Below are 18,600 nucleotides of genomic sequence, written 5' to 3' on the forward strand. Positions count from 1 at the left end.
ACGTGCGTGGCGATGAACCGCGCACAGTTCCTGCGCCTGATGCTGGGCAGTGCCGCCTTCGCCGCATTGCCCGCGCCGGTGCGCGCCCAGGCCGCGCGATATGACTTCTGGTTCACCCGCCTCAAGTACGACTCCGGCGACTGGGACGTGGATGCGCGCATGCCATCCAACGTGATCACCTCGCTGATCGATTACACCTCCCTGCGCGTGGACCCGACAGAACATGTGATCGCACTGTCCGATCCGCGCATGCTGGAGGCGCCGTTCTGCTACCTGGCCGGGCACAAGCTGGTCGAGTTCAATGCCGCCGAGCGGCAGAACTTCGTGCGTTACGTGCGCAACGGCGGCTTCGTGTTCGTCGATGACTGCAACCACGATATCGATGGTCTGTTCGCGAAGTCCTTCGAAGCACAGATGGCCAAGCTGTTCGGGCCCAAGGCACTGACCAAGCTGCCCAACACCCACGCGCTGTACCGCAGTTTCTTCCGCTTCCCCGAGGGCCCGCCAGCCACCGGGTTCGAGCTCAATGGCTGGGGCGATGATCTGGTCCACGATTACCTCAAGGGCATCCAGATCGACGGCCGCCTGGGCGTGCTCTACAGCAACAAGGATTACGGGTGCGAGTGGGACTACGACTGGCGCAACAAGCGCTTCCTGGCCGAAGACAACACCCGCTTCGCGGTCAACATCATCATGTATGCGTTGAACAGTTAGGTTCCTTCCTGCATTTTCAGCCACGCATGGCGTGGCTCTACACCGATTTTCTGCGAGTGCCTTATGACGACCGACCGCCTTGATGCCCTTCTTCCCAAACTGCAGCAGCTGCGCGGCGCGCTGGCCCAGGCCGTGGTCGGCCAGCACGCGGTGGTGGAGCAGCTGCTGATCGGCCTGCTGGCCGGTGGCCACTGCCTGCTCGAAGGCGCGCCCGGGCTGGGCAAGACCCTGCTGGTGCGCTCGCTCGGGCAGGCGCTGGAGCTGCAGTTCCGGCGCGTGCAGTTCACGCCTGACCTGATGCCCAGCGACATCCTCGGCACCGAGCTGCTGGAAGAAGACCACGGCACCGGGCACCGCCACTTCCGGTTCCAGAAGGGCCCGATCTTCACGAACCTGCTGCTGGCCGACGAGCTCAACCGCACCCCGCCCAAGACCCAGGCCGCACTGCTGGAGGCGATGCAGGAGCGCACCGTCAGCTACGCCGGCACCACCTATACGCTGCCCGCACCGTTCTTCGTGCTGGCCACGCAGAACCCGATCGAACAGGCCGGCACCTACCCACTGCCGGAAGCCCAGCTCGACCGCTTCCTGCTGCACGTACGGGTGGACTACCCCACCGAGCAGGAAGAGCGCGACATCCTGCTGCAGACCACCGGCAGCGCCAGTGGCAGCGTCCCCAAGGTGATGGAGGCTGACGAGGTCTTGGCGCTGCAGGCTGACGTGCGCGAGGTCCACATCAGCGAAGACGTCCTCACCTGGATCACGCGCCTGGTGCGGGCCAGCCGCCCGGGCAGCGACGCACCGGCGGCGGTGAACCAGTGGATCAAGTGGGGCGCCGGCCCACGCGCCGGGCAGTCGCTGGTGTTGGCGGCCAAGGCGCGCGCGCTGCTGCAGGGTCGTTTCGCGGCCACCCGCGAGGACGTGCAGGCGCTGGCCGCGCCGGTGATGCGTCACCGGCTGCTGCTGTCGTTCGCCGCCGAAGCCGAGCAGAAGAGCGCCGACGACGTGGTCGCCGCGCTGCTGCAGGCCGTGCCGTTCCCGGGGTGATCCACACGCCGTGAGCCGCAACGCACCGATCGCGATCCCCGCCGATGTCCGCAGCCGCCTCAAGGCGCTGCGGCTGCTGCCACGCCGCGCGCGCGGTGCGCACGGGATCGGCCAGCACGCCAGCCGCAGCCGCGGTGCCGGGCTGGAGTTCGCGCAGTACCGTGCCTACGAACCCGGGGATGAGCTGCGCCAGATCGACTGGAAGCTCTACGCGCGCTCGGACCGGTTCTTTGTACGCGAATCCGAGCGCGAGAGCCCGATCACGGCGTGGGTGCTGATCGATGCGACCGCCTCGGCGGGCCAGCGCGACCGTGCGCGACCGGACTGGTCGCGGCTGGACCACGCCTGCGCGACCACCGCCTGTCTGGTGGAATTGGCCCTGCAGCAGGGCGACCGCTTCGGTGTGATCGCCATCAGCGGCGAGGGCGTGCAATTGGTCCCCGCTGGGCACGGCCCGCGCCATCGCGACCGCGTGCACCTGCTGCTGCGCCAGCTGCAGGCGAATGGCGGCTGGCCGCCGGAGACCTCGCTGGCCCCGGTCTGGGAGCGGGTGCAGGCCGGCGACCTGCTGGTCGCACTGGGCGACGGTTTTGACGAGGGCGGCATCGTGCTGCTGGAACGGCTGGCGACCGCTCGTCGCGAGGTGCTGCACCTGCAGCTGCTGACCGCCGAAGAGCGCGACTTCCCGTTCACCGAGGGCCACCGCTTCCGCGATCCGGAGACCGGCCACGAGCTGCTGGGCGACGGCCGTGCGATCCGTGCCGAATACCTGGCCCGTTTCGATACCGCGCAGCGCGCGTTGCAAGCGCGACTGCAGAGCAGCGGCATCGTGCATGCGACCGGCTATCTCGACCAGCCGCTGGACCAGCCGCTGCGTGCGCTGCTTGGTGCGGGAGGCGGCGCGTGAGCCTGCTGTATCCACTCGGGCTGATGGCACTGGCGGCCTGGCTGGTGCCGCTGCTGATCCACCTGGCGCGGCGCCACCAGTACGCGCCACTCGACTTCGCCGCGCTGCGCTGGCTGCAGGCCCGGATCCGGCCGCGTCAGAAGATCCGCTTCGATGAGTGGCCGCTGCTGTTGGTGCGGTTGCTGTTGCTTGCCGCGCTGGCCCTGCTGCTGGCGCGGCCGGTGCTGCACGGGGGCGCGGCCGATACCCACGCGGTCACGGTGGTCGCCCCCGGTCTCGACGGGGCGGCGCTGCGTGGCCAGGATGCCGAAGGCGACTGGCGATGGCTCGCGCCTGGCTTCCCTGCGCTGGCCGACGGCGCACCGGCGCCCCATCAACCGCTGGCCAGCCTGCTGCGCGAGCTGGATCAGCGCCTGCCCGCCGGCGCACCGCTGACGGCGTACGTGCCTGACCCGATGCCCGGGCTGGATGGCGAGCGCCCGCGCCTGTCGCGTGCCGTGAACTGGCGGCCGGTGCCGTTGGCGCCGGCCAGCGCGCGCACAGCGACGCTTCCTGAGGTGCAGGTCGGCGCCGGCATCGCCGACGCCGAGCAGTGGGTGCTGGCAGCGATCCAGCGCGCATGGTCGAACCACCCCCTGTCGCCTGCACGCGCCGCGGGCACCGCCCCGGACGATGGCCAGCTCGGCGTGTGGCTTGCCACTGGGCCATTGCCCACCGCTTGGCAGACGTGGGTGCAACAGGGCGGCAGTGTGCTGGTCACGCCCGGTGCTGCGGGGGCCGGCTGGATGCCCGTCCTGCGCGATGCAGAGGGTGCAGTGGTGCTGGAACAACGGCAGGAAGGCAGCGGTCGTCTGCTGCGCTTCAGCGCAGCGCTGTCGCCGACGGAGCTGCCGGCGTTGCGCGATCCCGGCTTCCCGCGCCAATTGCTGGCGGTCGTCGCGGCACCGGCCGCACCCACCCTCGCACCTGCAGCCACACAGTCACCGTTGCGTGGGGCTGTCGCACCGCTTCCCGCACCGCGTGAGCTGAGCCCATGGCTGCTGGCGCTGATCGTGCTGCTGTTCGCGCTGGAACGGGCGATGGCGACCTCGCCGCGCCGCGGAGCACGCGCATGAACGCTGCCATCCAGGACGCCTGGCAGCGCACGCGTCGGCGCCAGTGGTGGATCACCACCATGCTCGCGGTGCCGGTCGCGTTGGCGATCAGCACGGTGGCGTGGCGGCTGGCCGGCCTCAACGCGGCTACGGTGGTCCTGCTGTTGACGTTGCTGATCAGCGTCGGCGTGGCAACCTGGCGCGCACGTCGTCTGGATCGCCAATGGCTGGTCCGCCGGTTGGACGACCACCCGGTCGTGCAGGACAGTGCCGACCTGCTGTTTGCCATACCGGCGGCATTGAACCCGTTGCAGCAGCGGCAGCGCGTACATGTCGCCGCCGCCCTGCAGTCGCGCATGCCCGAACTGCGGCCGCGCTGGCCGGGCCGGTGGGTGCTGGCCTCGGTGATCACGTCGGTGGTGATGATCGCGCTTGCGCTGGGCTGGCCACGCGGCCAGAACGCGGCGCCACTGTTCCCGGGCAGGGCGGCACCGCCGGCCACACCTGCGCAACCACCGCAGCTGCGTTCCGCCCGGCTGGAGATCACCGCCCCGGCCTACACCGGGCAGGCCGCGCGTGTGCAGAGCGCGCTGGACGGCAAGGTCCCGCAGGACAGCCGCCTGCACTGGTCACTGCGTTTCTCAGCGCAGCCGCAGACCGCGACCCTGCAGTTCCACGATGGCCAGCGCATCGCGCTGGCGCGTGACGGCGAGCAATGGACCGCGCAGTGGACTGCCACGCGTCCGGCGCTGTATCGCGTGGTCACCGAGCCTGCCCTGCGCGACACCCGCCTGTACCGGCTCGATGTGGTGCCCGATCGCCCGCCTGTGGTGCGCGTGATCGCGCCCGACCGCAGTCTCGTGCTGGGTACGCCCGGCCAACGTCAGTGGCCGCTGCAGTTCGAGGCTACCGACGACTATGGTGTGGTCGCCACCGCGCAGTTGAAGGTCACGTTGGCCCAGGGCAGCGGCGAGAACATCACCTTCCGCGAGCAGACGTTCGGCCTGACCGGCACCGGACCGGCGACGCAGCGGCGTTTCGCGCGCACGCTGGACCTGGCCGCGCTGGGCGCCACCGAAGGCAACGACGTGATCGCGCAGCTGACCGTGCGTGACACCCACACACCCACTGCGCAGAGCGCCCAGAGCAGCAGCGTGATCCTGCGCCTGCCCAGCGCCGCGGAGATCCAGGGCACCGACATGGAGGGCATGGTCAAGAAGACCCTGCCAGCGTATTTCCGCAGCCAGCGCCAGATCATCATCGACGCTGAAGCCCTGATCAAACAGCGTCGCCAGCTGCCGGCAGAGGAATTCGTGAAGCGTTCCGATGCGATCGGCGTGGACCAGCGCATCCTGCGCCTGCGCTATGGCCAGTTCCTTGGCGAGGAAAGCGAAGGCGGGGCCAAGCCGCCGCCGACCAGCGATGCCCTGCCGACCAGTGACACACCGGCGGCCGCGCACGATGACGATCATGATCACGATGGTGAGCATGCCCAGGCGCAGGCCGGCCATGATGATCACGACCACGGCGCGCCGACCGACGGCAGCGCACCGGTGTTCGGCAGCGCCACCGATGTGCTGTCCGAGTATGGCCATACCCACGACCACGCCGAGGCCGCCACCCTGCTCGATCCCAAGACCCGCGCCACGCTGAAGGCGGCGCTGGACCAGATGTGGTCGTCGGAGGGCGAGCTGCGCCAGGGCCAGCCCGAGCGTGCCCTGCCCTACGCTTACAAGGCGCTGGGCTTCATCAAGGAAGTGCAGCAGGCCGAGCGCATCTACCTGGCGCGGGTCGGCCCGGAACTGCCGCCGATCGACGAGAGCCGACGCATGAGCGGCGATCGCGCCGACCTGGCCAGCCGCACCTTGCCACTGCGTGCGCTGGAGGCACCCGACCAGGCCATCGTGCAGGTCTGGCAGCAGCTGGCCGATCCTGCCAGCGTCCCCGATCTGGACGCGCTGACCCTGTGGCTCCGACGCAATGAAGCACGCCTGCCGGACCCGCTGAGCCTGGCCGCCGCCATTGAAACACTGCGCATCACCCCCGACTGCGCCGACTGCCATCAGGCCCTGCGCGCGCAGCTGTGGCGTGCCCTGCTACGCCCGCTGCCGCAGGTCCCCCGGCGCAGCGCACCCGACGCCATGGGTCAGCGCTACCTCGATGCACTGGAGGCGACACCGTGAGCGACCCGCGCTGGATCCTGTTCGCGCTGCTTGCCGTGCTGCTGCTGAGCAGCGCGCGTCTGTGCTGGCAGCAGTGGCGTGGACCGGCGCGGGCAAGCGGCGTGTTCGCCACCCTGCTGTTGTTGCAGGCCGTGGTGACCGTGCTGCTCTACCTGACCCTGGTGCCACCGATGCAGCGCGTGGCCGGTGGACAGCTGACCGTGCTGGCTGGCGCGGCCGATCAGGTGCGCTGGTCGGCGGCGCCGGGCGAGACCGTGGTCGCGCTGCCGGAAGCGACGAAGGTAGCAGACGCCCTCGCAGCACCCGATCTGGCCACCGTGTTGCGCCAACATCCGGGTCCCACCTCCCTTCGGCTGATCGGCGATGGCCTGTCGGCCCGCGATCGCGATGCCGCGCTGCCCCGTGGCGTGCGCATCGAATTGCCCAGCGCACCACAGGGCTGGATCGCACTGCAGCCGCCGCCGGTCACGGCGCCCGGTGCGGTGTTCACCGTCAGCGCGCGTGCGCAGGGCATGCCGAACGCACGCGCCGAGCTGGTGGATCCTGCCGGTGTGGTCATCGACAGGTCTACGCCAGATGCCGAAGGGAAGATGCAACTCAGCGGTGTGGCCCGCGTCGCCGGACAGAGCGTATTTGGCCTGCGGCTGCTCGACGCCGAACAGCATGTGATCGATACGCTTGCCGTGCCCGTGGACACCGCCGCCGCCGCAGCGACCCGCCTGCTGATACTGGCCGGCGCACCCGGCCCGGAGTTGAAGTACCTGCGCCGGTGGGCCACCGATGCCGGGCTGCGCGTGCAGGCGCAGGCCAACGCCGGCGGTGGGGTATCACTCGGCGATGCACCGATCGCGCTCACGGCAGCCACGGTGGCGCAGGCCGATGTGGTGCTGCTGGATGAGCGCAGTCTGGCCGCGCTGTCGGCCACGCAGCGCAGCACGCTGCAGCAGGCGGTCCGCAACGGGTTGGGCGTGCTCGTCCGCACCGGCGGCCCGCTCGGCGACAGCGCCCGCCAGACGCTGCGTAGTTGGGGACTGGCCGTCACCGGCGGCAACCAAGCGGGGCCCCTGTCACTGCCGGCCGATGTCGACGCCGCGTTGCTGCAGGCACGTCGTGGCCCACAACGACCCGCATCGGACACCACCGCCTACATCGAGGAGGCCGACACCGCCTCGCACCAGGCCGCGCTACCGGTGTTGGAGCAGCTGGGCCTGAAGATCAGCGATGTGACACCCCTGCTGCACGATGACAAGGGCATGGCAATCGGTGGCTATCGCGCCCTCGGGCGTGGCCGCATTGCACTGCTGCCCATCACCGACAGCTATCGGCTGGTGCTGGCCGGCCGCGACGATCGCCACGCCGAGCTGTGGAGCGGCGTGCTGGCCAGCGTGGCGCGCCCGCTTCCCGCCGCGGATGCACCACGCATCGAGACCACCACCCCCTGGGCCGGCGAGCGCGTGGCACTGTGTCAGCTTCGGGAGTCGGCACAGGTGCGCGCGCCGGATGGCACACTGATCCTGCTTCGGGTTGACCCGGCCAGCGGTGCCGAACACTGCGCCGGCTACTGGCCGAACCAGCCGGGCTGGCATCAGCTGCAGCAGGGCGAAGGCCGCCACGCGTTCTACGTTTTCGATCCGGCCAGCGCTCGACCGCTGTATCGGCAGCAGCTGCGCGACGCGACTGCCCAGCGCCTGGCCATCGGCGCCGCCGCCGCATCGGCTGGCGTGGTCGGGACGCCGGGCGCACGGTGGCCGTGGCTGCTCGCCTTCGTGCTGGCGGCAGGACTGTTGTGGTGGGTGGAGCGGCGACGGGTGGCAGCCCCGGTACGTTGATACCTCAAGGGTGTCAGCGATGCCACCTGCTGAGCTCAGTCAACATCCATCATCCGCTCCAGCGACTGCCACCGCTGCAGTCGCTGCCGGTGCCGGCGGCATATCACCCATGCAGCGACAGCAAACACGGCTACAACGAGCGCATTGACCACGATGTTCAAGGCCCATGCCGCAGGGGGTGCAACCTGCACCATCGGCATCCGCCCTTGCGCCGTGAACAATGCCCAGAGCGTCATCGCCGTCCACAGCGCCACACTCACCCATGTCGACACGCGCCAGATGCGAAGCGCCGTGCGTGAGCGCTCAGCTTCGAACGCCATCAGCGCGCGTGCATCGAGTGCCTTCGCGCGCCACTGGCGTCGGCGTTGCCACAGCGTCCAGCCCGTCATGGCCATCACCAGTCCCATCAGGAACCAAACAAGGCCCGCCGGCACCGGCAGCCGATCGCCCAGCGACAGCGCGCGAGCGCAGTTGGCAAGCGACAGTACGGCCAGGACCAGCTCAATGCTCCAGACCATGCGCAGGCGGCGGCTCCGGCGATGCACCTCGCGCTGAAGTACCTGCACATCGGGCACTCCGCTGGGCTGGGCCTGCCAGCGGGTCGCAAGTGCATCCCACCCCGTGTTCTCGTCGTCGATCGCGGTCATCGCGAAGCTCCCATCAGATCTCGCAGCATTCGCCTGGCGCGGCTCAACCGCTGCGCGACGGCATTCTCTTCCAGCCCCAGCGCTTCGGATATCTCGCGGTGGGCGAATCCCTCCAACGCGAGGGACACGACCTGCCGGTAGCCGAGTGGCAGACTGAGAACTGCACTCAGCAGGCCGTCGCGCTGCTGTTGTGCTTCGGCATGGCGCAGCGGATCGGCATGCGGATCGGGCCAGGTCTCATCCAGATCACTGGCAGACAAGCGCTGCTCCTTGGCGAGTACATCGACGCAACGGTTGTGGGCAACACGTGCGACGAAGGCACGCAACGAGCCGTCGCCACGCCAGCGCGGGAGCGCGTGCCATACCGCGATGCTGATCTCCTGAAGCAGATCGTCGCGACGTGCGCTGTCGCGTGTGTAGCTGGACGCCAACCGGGTCAGCATCGGCCAGTGCTCACGAAGGAGGGACGGTAGTTCGTCGGATATCGGCGGCGACAAGGAAGCGGCTCAGTCAACGGCAACGGAATCGAACGCATCGCGGTAGGCCCAGTAGCCCACATACCCCAGCTGCAGCAACGGCAGCAGCAACCACGGCTGGAACACCACGCTGCCAACCAGCAGGATTGATAGCGCAAAGTACACCGCAAGCGGCCGCCAGCCCACGCCAAGCAGCCGGAGGTTCTCGCGCAATGCCTGCGCCACGCCCACCCGGTCCAGCACCACCCGCGGCACGGTGAAGAACAGCAGCACGCCGGGCACCGTCCCCGCCGCGAAGACGGTGGCCAGATGCAGGCGGGTCAGCTGGGTGACCACCGCCGGATCCCCCGTCGCCACGCCGAGCGCTGCCGACGGCCCGACCCACATCCACAGCAGCGCCATCTGGAAGGCGAACACACTCGCTGACAACACCACCAACTGCAGCAGACGGCCGCGCAGCCCGAACATCCGGGCCATGCCTTGCCTCATGGCGAAGCGACCGATGCGCACGCGCTGATCGAGCACGATCAGACACCACACCGACACGATCGGCACCACGAACTTGGACAGCGCCACGCCGGCCACCGGAATGGACACTTGAAGGACGAGTTCGATCGCCATCGGCACCAGGGACAGCCCGAACCAGCGTATCGGTGCCTGCTGGTACATACGCCAGGCTGCGGCCAACCAGTGCCACAGACGACGGGCGGACCAGGTGCTTGCGTGAGGTGACGGCAGAACGGTGTCAGGGGTAAGCATGCGGCTCTCCATGTGGGCGTGCGTCCTTTAGAAGACCGTCCGCGCGTGGAAAACCTGACAGACGGGTTTGATCGACACGCCCACCGGTCATTCCTGACGTTTTCGGCCGGTAGGGGCCTGTCCAGCGGGCTCACGGCCACGGGGGACACACGCTCAGAGCACTGTGCCGCGCCGGGAACGTCACCGCTTCTTGTCTGCACGTACCCATTCCCGCACGCTGCGCGCCCCATCGGACTGCGCTTGTTCTTCATGCACACCCCTGCCCCGGTCACGTTGCCCGAGTGTCGTCGATGAGCGTAGATCCGTACACGCTTCTGTACGGGCTCCCGCTCGCGGTGGCCCTGTGGTTGATCCTCTTCCGCGTCCTTCCGGATGAAGTCCGCCGTACGCGCATGCGCCGCGTACTGCGGGCGGCGCCTGTCACGCGAACGCTGGATGACGCGGAGTACAAGGCCCTCGCCCACCTCAGGGCAGACGGACGACTGGGCATGGACCGCGAGGTCCGCTGCATCGAAGGCGATTTCCAGCGCCGACGCGTCGGCGGCGTGTTGCATGGGGTGATCTACCACTACATCGGCGGCACCAACGTCATTTTGCCGTACGACGCCATGCAGCATGTCAGCGAGTACAACCATGCGGAAGTGGTGCTCGGCCGAAGGGTGATGCTCGCCGATCCGGTCGCTGTCGTGGTCCGGCTGGGCGCGTTCCGTATCGCGGAGGGACTGCGTCGTGAGCAGCATCAGCAGGCCGCCGAAGCGGCGTGGCAAGCGGGGCAGGATCCGAGCCCAGACGCACATACCACGCAGGCGCATCACGCGCGGCCGCGCTCACGCGTAGTGCCGGGGGACGCGGTGATCCTGGCGCAGCGGCAGGAGTCGAACGAGGAACTGGACCTCTGCCGTGCCCCGTGGCTCGGGCTTGTGCCCGCCGCCTGCTGGCTGTTGGCCTGCGGGGTGTTCTGGTTCGCGACCTGGGCGCGCCATGCCGATGCGGTCACCTGGGGTGCGTCGGCCGCCGCGGCGATCGTGGCCGGGGTGGGCGTCGTTCTGACGCGACGCCGCGTTCGCCCGGAAGCGGTACCGGGTGAGGTCAACCGCGTTCGTGGTGTATTGAACGGCACGGCCTTCCATTTTGCAGGTCAGCCGATGTTCGGGCCTCCGTTCCTGCTCGGTCGTCAACAGACGGTGGAGCTGCCCGATCACTGGCATTGTCTGGGTACTCTGCCCATTGGCCCCGCCGTCGATGCACAGGTGCGTACGATCGATCGGCATGTACTGTCGTTGGGACCGGCGTGGTCATTGGTGGATGAAGCGCGCCGGTTTCCCCCCGTCCCCTACGCCCATCATCTGATCTGGCTGATCGTGGCCGCGGTGGCGTTGGCAGGCGCGCTGGTCACCGGCAACGCTGTCGAGACGGACCTGAGGTTGGCGGCGCACACGTTTGAAGATCAAGGATATCGCCAGGAGAGCTCTGTCGAGACCCTGATCGCAATGCCGCCACGCGTTGGTGATTGGGTGCGGATACAGGGAGAGGCGCACTGCATGCCTGCCGTGGACAACATCAACGGGACATCCCGGCTGGGTGTGCGATGCGACGAACTGCGCTGGGGCGGAGCGGCGATGGCGTTGCCGCGGCTGTCGCTGCCCGACAGTATCGCCACGCTTGCGTCGTCCCCTTACCTGCCGCCTGTGCAGGCATTCCTTCCGGGTCGGGCCGATCACGCTCCAGATCCCATGACGACCACAGCGCTGCGCCGCGTGGTGGACCACATCGAGCAGGCGTGCAGGGACGGGTTGTCGAACTGCCCCGCGTTGCGCCAGGACCTGGTGTCCCACCTCGCCGCACAAGCGCAACGCGAGGGCGGGGAGGGATCCCACGTCATCACTGCCCTGGATTGGTATGGACTGTCGATGCGACTGCATGAGTTCGTCGAAGACGGTGGGAGCGATCGTTTGCTCGCAAATGCATCCACGCGCCGCATCAACGCGCTGCTCTACCGATATCTCGATGACCACGTGGCACGCTGGTTGGCGGACATCACGCCCACCATCTCACGTGTCCAGTTCAACAGCATCCGGCTGAGGGGATTGGGGACGCAGTATGTGTACGCCCGCCCTCCTGCACCCAGCGCGCTGGCCGACACACAAGCGCATTGGGACCACACCGTCGAGCAACTCACTGTGGCAAGGCCTTTCACGATGCAGGGAAGCGTGGTGGGTATCGAGCAGGACGCCGAAGGCCTGTCCCTGACACTGGACGCGGATGCCGCCGGGAATCAGGCGAGTGCTGCGCTGGTACACACCGTATGGCGTGCACTGGCGCTGCTGCTGTTGCTCGTGCAGGCAGCGATGCTGGTGTACTGCCTCTACAGGGAGGTGAAACGCAGGCAGGCGCTGGCCGCCGATGTGGCGTTGCGACGGCCACCGTGGGCCTGACGGCTCAAGGCTCCGGCAGCACCGGGCAGCCACCCTGCTGCGCGCACACCTCCTGCGCGCGACGCTGCTCTTCGTCGGTCAGCTCCGGCGGTGGGCGGGCCGTCGCGGACTGGATCTGATCCGGTCCGCCGGTGAGTTTGTTCACGCCTTGCGCAGCGGCGGCCAGCCCCTTGTTGATGCCCATCATCAGATAGCCACCGCTCATGCTGACCTGCTCAGGCGACGGCGGCTCGCTCCAGGTGCGGCTGAAGCGGTTGGGCTGCACCTGTACCGGATTCTTGAAGCGGTACAGATCCAGCGGCTCGTCGTCGGGCTTGAGGGCGCGCACCTCGCCCAGCGTGGTGACATCCCCCTGCGTTGTCGCGGGCGGCGGTTCCACCGGCTCGGGTACGGCGCCGGCCTGCTGGGCCTGCGCTGCGGCGGCCAGCAACCACCCCGCAAGCACGGCCAGGCCTTGATATTCACGTAATGCCACTGCGACTCCGTCCGTGTTGGTAGCGGGCTGTCGCCAAGGATACGGAGGCCGGTGTCAGATTTCGTTTATGGCAGCTGTCCAAGGGACGCCAAGGGGCACTGAACGATTCACCCCGGCGCAGCGCAATGTCTCAGACATTGAGACGCGGTCATGTTTCCATAGCGTCCTTTGCAGACCGTTGTGACCATGGCTTACGAACTCGCCAAGCGCACCGAAGACGCCGAGCGCAACCTCGCCACCACCGATGGGCTGCCCTCGCGCGATGGTGCGCTGCTGACCGCGCGCCTGCAGCGCCGCTACAACGACCGCATCACCGGCAGTTTCACGATTCCCGCCCGCGAGGGCCAGTACGCGCCGATCCCGGCCGATGTGCCCGATGCGCTGGTCAATGCACTGAAGGCGCGCGGCATCGAGCAGCTGTACAGCCACCAGGCGGAGGCCTGGGAGGCCAGCCAGCGGGGCGAGCACGTGGCCATCGTGACCCCGACCGCCAGCGGCAAGTCGCTGTGCTACACCCTGCCGGTGGTCAGCGCCGCCATGCAGGGCAAGGCCAAGGCGCTGTACCTGTTCCCGACCAAGGCACTGGCCCAGGACCAGGTGGCCGAGCTGCTGGAGCTCAACCGCGCCGGCGACCTGGGGGTCAAAGCCTTCACCTTCGATGGCGATACGCCGGGCGATGCGCGCCAGGCGATCCGCCTCCACGGCGACATCGTGGTCTCCAACCCGGACATGCTGCACCAGGCGATCCTGCCGCATCACACCAAGTGGGCGCAGTTCTTCGAGAACCTGCGCTACGTGGTGATCGATGAGGTGCACACCTACCGCGGCGTGTTCGGCAGCCACGTCACCAACGTGCTGCGCCGGCTCAAGCGGATCTGCGCGTTCTATGGGGTGGAGCCGCAGTTCATTCTGTGCTCGGCCACCATCGGCAACCCGCAGGCGCATGCCGAGGCGCTGATCGAAGCCCCGGTCACTGCGATCACCGAATCCGGCGCGCCGACCGGGCCAAAGCATGTGCTGCTGTGGAACCCGCCGGTGGTCAATGCCGATCTGGGCCTGCGGGCTTCGGCGCGCTCGCAGAGCAACCGCATCGCCCGCATCGCGATCAAGTCCGGGCTGAAGACCCTGATCTTCGCGCAGAGCCGGTTGATGGTCGAGGTACTGACCAAGTACCTCAAGGACATCTTCGACCACGACCCGCGCAAGCCGGCGCGCATCCGTGCCTACCGCGGCGGCTACCTGCCCACCGAGCGGCGCGAGACCGAACGGGCGATGCGCGCGGGGCAGATCGACGGCATCGTCAGCACCTCGGCGCTGGAGCTGGGCGTGGATATCGGCAGCCTGGACGTGGTCATCCTCAACGGCTATCCGGGCAGCGTCGCCGCGACCTGGCAGCGTTTCGGCCGTGCCGGCCGGCGCCAGCAGCCCGCACTGGGCGTGATGGTGGCCAGCTCGCAGCCGCTGGACCAATACGTGGTGCGGCATCCGGACTTCTTCGCCGAAGCCTCGCCCGAGCATGCACGCATTGCGCCGGACCAGCCGCTGATCCTGTTCGATCACATCCGCTGCGCCGCCTTCGAGCTGCCGTTCCTGGCCGGCGATCCGTTCGGCCCGATCGATCCGCTGGTGTTCCTGGAAGCCCTGGCCGAGACCGTGGTGGTGCATCGCGAAGGCGACCGCTGGGAGTGGATCGCCGACAGCTACCCGGCCAACGCGGTCAGCCTGCGCTCGGTCGCCGACGGCAACTTCGTGGTGGTGGACCGCAGCGATGGCAAGCAGCAGATCATCGCCGAGGTGGATTACTCCGCCGCCGCGCTGACGCTGTATGAAGGCGCCATCCACATGGTGCAGTCCACCCCGTACCAGGTGGAGCGTCTGGACTGGGAAGGCCGCAAGGCCTACGTCACCCGTACCCACGTGGACTACTACACCGACAGCATCGACTTCACCAAGCTCAAGGTGCTGGACCGCTTCGACGGCTGCATCGCCGGGCGCGGCGATTCCCACCATGGCGAGGTGCATGTGGTGCGCCGCGTGGCCGGCTACAAGAAGATCCGCTATTACACCCACGAGAACATCGGCTACGGCCCGGTCAACCTGCCCGACCAGGAGCTGCACACCACCGCGGTGTGGTGGCAGTTGCCGCAGGCGCTGCTGCTGACCGCGTTCGACAGCAAGCAGGAAGCGCTGGACGGCTTCCTCGGCGCCGCCTACGCGCTGCACATCGTCGCCACGGTGGCGGTGATGGCCGATGCGCGCGACCTGCAGAAGGCCGTCGGCAATGGCGATGGTGCGTGGTTCGCAGTGGCCGACCAGAGCGGACGCGGGCAGCTGCGGGGCGCCGAGTTCGATGCCAGCGCGATCGAGCTGCAGCAGCAGTTCGTGCCGACGGTGTATCTGTACGACAACTTCCCCGGCGGTGTGGGCCTGAGCGAACCACTGTGGCTGCGCCAGGCCGAGCTGCTGCTGCGCGCGCGCGAGCTGGTGCGGGGCTGTGACTGCAAGGCCGGCTGCCCGGCCTGCGTGGGCCCGGTGCTGGCCGGCCAGGAGGACGACGCCACCACGCCCAAGGCGCTGGCGTTGAAGGTGCTGGATCTGTTCGACAGCGCCGCGCTGCCGTCTGCTGAAGAGCAGGAGCGCCGTAGCACCGAGGTGGTGACGCCGTGAGCCTGAGCCTGGACAAGCTGCGCCTGCTGCGCCGGCAGGCCGGTGATGCGACGGCGGCGCCTGCCTCTGGTCCGGCCATCGCCCCTGGGCGCGGATCCGCTGCCGCTGACACCGGCGCTCCCGGCGACACGGGCGGCGTCCCGCTTCCGGCCGCCGCCAACGATGCGCGTGCGCGTGCGCCCGCACCGGCCTCCGTGTTCGGCTGGGTCGAGCAGGAGATCCGCCACAAGCCGACCGGCGCGGCCGCACGCGAGACCGCACCGGCAGTTCCCGCTGTTTCTGCTCCTGTTCCTGCTCCCGCGCCGGCGCTGCGCAAGCCCGAGATTGGTGGCCTGCGCCGTCTGCTCGGCCTGCGCGATCGCGGCCTCAGCACGGCCACCCCGCGCGCGAACGCCAATGACCGCCATGTGCCGGGTGAGGAAATCGCACCGGGCCTGTTCCTGATCGAATCGTTCGTCGCCCAGGCCATTCCGACCGAACCGTTGTCGCTGGCCTTCGCCAAGCGCGACGGCGAGCAGGTGCGGCCGCAGGACCTGCTGTTCTTCGATACCGAAACCACCGGCCTGGCCGGCGGCACCGGCACCCGCGCCTTCATGATCGGTGCCGCGGATTGGCACACCCATCCCGAGCACGGCGATGGCCTGCGTATCCGTCAGCTGCTGATGACCACGATGGCCGCGGAAACCGCGATGCTGCGCGAGTTCGCCGGATGGCTGCAGCCGAGCACGGTGTTCTCCAGTTACAACGGGCGCTGCTACGACGCGCCGCTGCTCAAGACGCGCTATCGGCTGGCCCGGCAACGCTGCCCGATCACGCCGCTGGATCATGTCGACCTGCTGTTCCCGACCCGCCGCCGCTATCGCGGTACCTGGGAGAACTGCCGGCTGGCCACGATCGAGCGGCAGCTGCTGCAGATCGTGCGCGAGGATGACCTGCCCGGCTCGGAAGCGCCGGCCGCGTGGTTGAACTATCTGCGTGGCGGCAGTGCGGTGAACCTGCGCCGGGTGGCCGAGCACAACCATCAGGACGTGGTGACCCTGGCGCTGCTGATGCGGCGGCTGGTGGCCGAGGAACAGCGCGACCGGGAGACCTTGGCGCTGCAGGCCATTGACGCGGTGTAAAGGCCGGCCCACGGACACTGCGGGTACTTACCGTGGGAGGACCACCACATGCGTCTGAACCTTCTGTTCGCCCTGGGCTGTGCCCTGCCGCTGGCCGCCTGCAGCACTCCGGCCAAGACCGCCGCGACGCCGCCTGACAGCCCGACCTCGACCGCCCCACCCGCGGTGGCTGGCAGTGGCGGCCAGTGCGACCCAGAAAAACTCACCGGCCTGACCGGGCAGACCGCCACCGAGGCGGTCATCCAGAAGGCGGTGAAGGACAGCGGTGCCCGCCATGCCCGCGTACTCAAGCCGGGCATGGCGATGACCATGGATTACCGCGAAGACCGGCTCAGCATCGAAGTCGACGCGCAGAACAGGATCGTGCGCGCCAACTGCGGGTGAGTTGATCAGTTGCGCACGCGCTGTGCTTTGCCGCTGGCCAGCGCCTGATCGATCGCGGTACGCACGTTGCGCACCGCACGCGCCGAAGCCACACTCTGCTGCTGCGCCAGGCGCGCCTGTTCCTTGCCCAGTTCGGCCTGCTCACGCGCCACCAGCGCGATCTGGCGGGCGTCCACCGCCCTGGCGGAGGCGGTACGTGCTTCACGTGCGGCTTGGCTGGCTGCGGACGCCGCTGCACGTGACTGGCGAGCCCCTTGGCGGGCCGCCCGGTCAGCTTCGACAGCGGCATCCAGACCGGCATCGCGGATCGCGCTGTTGACCACCGCGCTGACATCCACCGCGGCCAACGCATCGGACGTGACCTGCAGTGATGCCGCCGCGATCTGTTGACCGATCGCCGCTTGGCGGTTGCCCAGTTCGGCCTGCGCGGTTCCGAGCGCGGCCACTTCCGTCTGGGCGTGTCCCAGCGCCTTGAGCACCGCGGGATCGCGGATCAGATAGCGGTCCTGGCCCCGGCGCACCCACAGCGCCGGTTGATCATTGCCGGCATCGCGCCGCGCCTGTTTGAGATCGGCGACGGACGCATCGACGAAATTGCTCTCGCCGCCAATCAGTACGAACGCCTGCGCGGGTTGACGGGTGATGTTGAGTTGACCGTGGGTGACGAAGGACATGCCGTCATCCAGGTCCTTCGGCGGTTCCGGCGCAGGGGGCGCGGCGGGCGGCTCCGGAGCAGGCAATGGTTCTGGTGCCGACATTGGCTCGGGCGCGGGGACCGGCGCAGGTACCGGCCGGGCCGCAGATGCGGGCAGTGGTGTCGGCGGCGTCGGTGCGTTGGGGGCGACCGGTGCCTGGGGTGCAGCCGGCGGCGGCGGCGCAGCCACCAGACGCAACGGTGCAATTCCGATCACCACGAACAGCGCGGTGATCGCCAACGAGGCCACACGCGGCACGCTGCGGGTCTGCTGCAGCGTCAGCAGGCGACGCTTGAGGCTGCGCAGGTCCGGCGAGGCGCTGGCCACGCCCACCGCAGGACGCGGCGCCACCCCCAGTTGGACCAGCAGGCGACCGTAGTCATGGCGGCAGTGATCATGCCCGGCCACCACCGCACCATCGCAGGCCTCTTCGCGCGCCAACGCGTATTCGCGGGCCGCCACGTGGACCAGCGGATGGAAGAAGAACAGATGCTGCGACAGCGCTGGCAGCAACCCCCACCACAGGTCACGGCGCTGCAGATGGATCAGTTCGTGGGTCAGCGCCATGTCCAGATCGTCTGCCGACATCGTCGGCAGCTCGCCGGCCGGCAGCAGCAGCACCGGCCGCCACGGGCCGATCAACTGCGGCGACCGGATCTGCGTGGAGAGTTTCAGCTGCGGCGAGCGCCGCAGGCCATGCGCTTCGGCGGCCAACTGCAGCGCCTGCTGCACGCCGGCGTCGGTGCACTCGGTAGCGCTGCGGACCAGCGCGCGGCTGGCGCGGTAGCCACGCAGGCTGTGCACCAGCATCAGCAGCACACCGGCAGCCCACAGGGCGAGCAACAGCACGGGCCAGAAGGCTGTCATCGTCGCCGTCTCGACCGCATTGGCGGCGTACGTGACCGGCGCGGCCTGCACCGCGGCGTCGAATGCGGGCAGCGCCATCGCCGGTGCCGTCACTGCCGCCGGGGCGGGCAGCACCGCCAGTTCCAGTGGGCTGCTCCAGAACAGGCCCAGCACCGCCTGCGCGGCCACCAGCCACCACAACCGGCAGCGGGTAGCGGCCGGCAACTGCGGCAACAGCCGGCACACGCCCCATACCAGCGCCACCAGCACCGCACTCTGCACGCTGGTCCAGCCCAGCCGCATCAGCACTTCGCTCATCAT

15 protein-coding genes are annotated in these 18,600 nt (G+C 68.8%); 10 read left to right on the top strand and 5 right to left on the bottom strand.

Annotation, left to right across the window (positions count from 1 at the left end):
- The first annotated feature begins 12 nt into the window (after positions 1-12).
- The 6 genes from ABE463_RS10145 (at position 13) to ABE463_RS10170 (ending at position 7,774) form a co-directional block, all read left to right on the top strand.
- Complete coding sequence (locus tag ABE463_RS10145) at positions 13-714, top strand: DUF4159 domain-containing protein (protein ID WP_346468069.1); 702 nt, start codon at positions 13-15, stop codon at positions 712-714.
- 63 nt (positions 715-777) lie between these two features.
- A complete protein-coding gene (locus ABE463_RS10150; protein ID WP_346468070.1) occupies positions 778-1,761 on the top strand; it encodes a MoxR family ATPase in 984 nt (327 codons plus the stop codon).
- 10 nt (positions 1,762-1,771) lie between these two features.
- Positions 1,772-2,668, top strand: a complete 897-nt coding sequence (locus tag ABE463_RS10155) for a DUF58 domain-containing protein (RefSeq protein ID WP_346468071.1) — start codon at positions 1,772-1,774, stop codon at positions 2,666-2,668.
- Positions 2,665-3,783, top strand: coding sequence for a BatA domain-containing protein (locus ABE463_RS10160; RefSeq protein ID WP_346468072.1), 1,119 nt, complete (start codon positions 2,665-2,667; stop codon positions 3,781-3,783). The genes ABE463_RS10155 and ABE463_RS10160 overlap by 4 nt, the downstream gene beginning before the upstream one ends.
- Positions 3,780-5,945, top strand: a complete 2,166-nt coding sequence (locus tag ABE463_RS10165) for a hypothetical protein (protein WP_346468073.1) — start codon at positions 3,780-3,782, stop codon at positions 5,943-5,945. The genes ABE463_RS10160 and ABE463_RS10165 overlap by 4 nt, the downstream gene beginning before the upstream one ends.
- A complete protein-coding gene (locus ABE463_RS10170; protein WP_346468074.1) occupies positions 5,942-7,774 on the top strand; it encodes a hypothetical protein in 1,833 nt (610 codons plus the stop codon). Before ABE463_RS10165 ends, ABE463_RS10170 begins: the two co-directional genes overlap by 4 nt.
- Positions 7,775-7,809: 35 nt before the next feature.
- Here the strand turns inward: ABE463_RS10170 and ABE463_RS10175 are convergent, their stop codons facing one another.
- Genes ABE463_RS10175 through ABE463_RS10185 form a run of 3 tightly spaced genes read right to left on the bottom strand, consistent with a single transcriptional unit; the run spans position 7,810 to position 9,656 of the window.
- Entirely contained in the window at positions 7,810-8,421 is a 612-nt protein-coding gene (locus ABE463_RS10175) for a hypothetical protein (RefSeq protein ID WP_346468075.1), read from the bottom strand.
- Entirely contained in the window at positions 8,418-8,918 is a 501-nt protein-coding gene (locus ABE463_RS10180) for a sigma-70 family RNA polymerase sigma factor (RefSeq protein ID WP_259260639.1), read from the bottom strand. The genes ABE463_RS10175 and ABE463_RS10180 overlap by 4 nt, the downstream gene beginning before the upstream one ends.
- A 9-nt stretch (positions 8,919-8,927) precedes the next feature.
- Positions 8,928-9,656 carry a hypothetical protein gene (locus tag ABE463_RS10185; RefSeq protein WP_346468076.1) on the bottom strand — a complete coding sequence of 243 codons (729 nt, stop codon included), beginning with the start codon at positions 9,654-9,656 and terminating at the stop codon, positions 8,928-8,930.
- 290 nt (positions 9,657-9,946) lie between these two features.
- Between ABE463_RS10185 and ABE463_RS10190 the strand changes: the two genes are divergently transcribed.
- Positions 9,947-12,091, top strand: coding sequence for an IgaA/UmoB family intracellular growth attenuator (locus ABE463_RS10190; protein ID WP_346468077.1), 2,145 nt, complete (start codon positions 9,947-9,949; stop codon positions 12,089-12,091).
- Between the two features lie 4 nt (positions 12,092-12,095).
- Here ABE463_RS10190 and ABE463_RS10195 read toward each other — a convergent pair whose 3' ends face one another.
- On the bottom strand, positions 12,096-12,566 hold the full coding sequence (locus tag ABE463_RS10195; protein ID WP_346468078.1) for a hypothetical protein: 471 nt from the start codon (positions 12,564-12,566) through the stop codon (positions 12,096-12,098).
- A gap of 186 nt (positions 12,567-12,752) precedes the next feature.
- On the opposite strand from ABE463_RS10195, the gene ABE463_RS10200 reads away from it, so the two are divergent.
- The 3 genes from ABE463_RS10200 to ABE463_RS10210 are packed head-to-tail and all read left to right on the top strand — an operon-like array spanning position 12,753 to position 16,738.
- Complete coding sequence (locus ABE463_RS10200; protein ID WP_346468079.1) at positions 12,753-15,233, top strand: DEAD/DEAH box helicase; 2,481 nt, start codon at positions 12,753-12,755, stop codon at positions 15,231-15,233.
- Positions 15,230-16,354, top strand: coding sequence for a ribonuclease H-like domain-containing protein (locus tag ABE463_RS10205; protein ID WP_346468080.1), 1,125 nt, complete (start codon positions 15,230-15,232; stop codon positions 16,352-16,354). The genes ABE463_RS10200 and ABE463_RS10205 overlap by 4 nt, the downstream gene beginning before the upstream one ends.
- Positions 16,355-16,402: 48 nt before the next feature.
- Complete coding sequence (locus tag ABE463_RS10210; protein WP_346468081.1) at positions 16,403-16,738, top strand: I78 family peptidase inhibitor; 336 nt, start codon at positions 16,403-16,405, stop codon at positions 16,736-16,738.
- A 5-nt stretch (positions 16,739-16,743) separates the two neighbouring features.
- Here the strand turns inward: ABE463_RS10210 and ABE463_RS10215 are convergent, their stop codons facing one another.
- Positions 16,744-18,597: a M56 family metallopeptidase gene (locus ABE463_RS10215; protein WP_346468082.1), complete on the bottom strand. Its 1,854-nt coding sequence runs from the start codon at positions 18,595-18,597 to the stop codon at positions 16,744-16,746.
- Between the last annotated feature and the right edge of the window lie 3 nt (positions 18,598-18,600).

The organism is Stenotrophomonas sp. TWI819, from assembly GCF_039673075.1.
In the GTDB taxonomy this organism is placed as follows: domain Bacteria; phylum Pseudomonadota; class Gammaproteobacteria; order Xanthomonadales; family Xanthomonadaceae; genus Stenotrophomonas; species Stenotrophomonas rhizophila_B.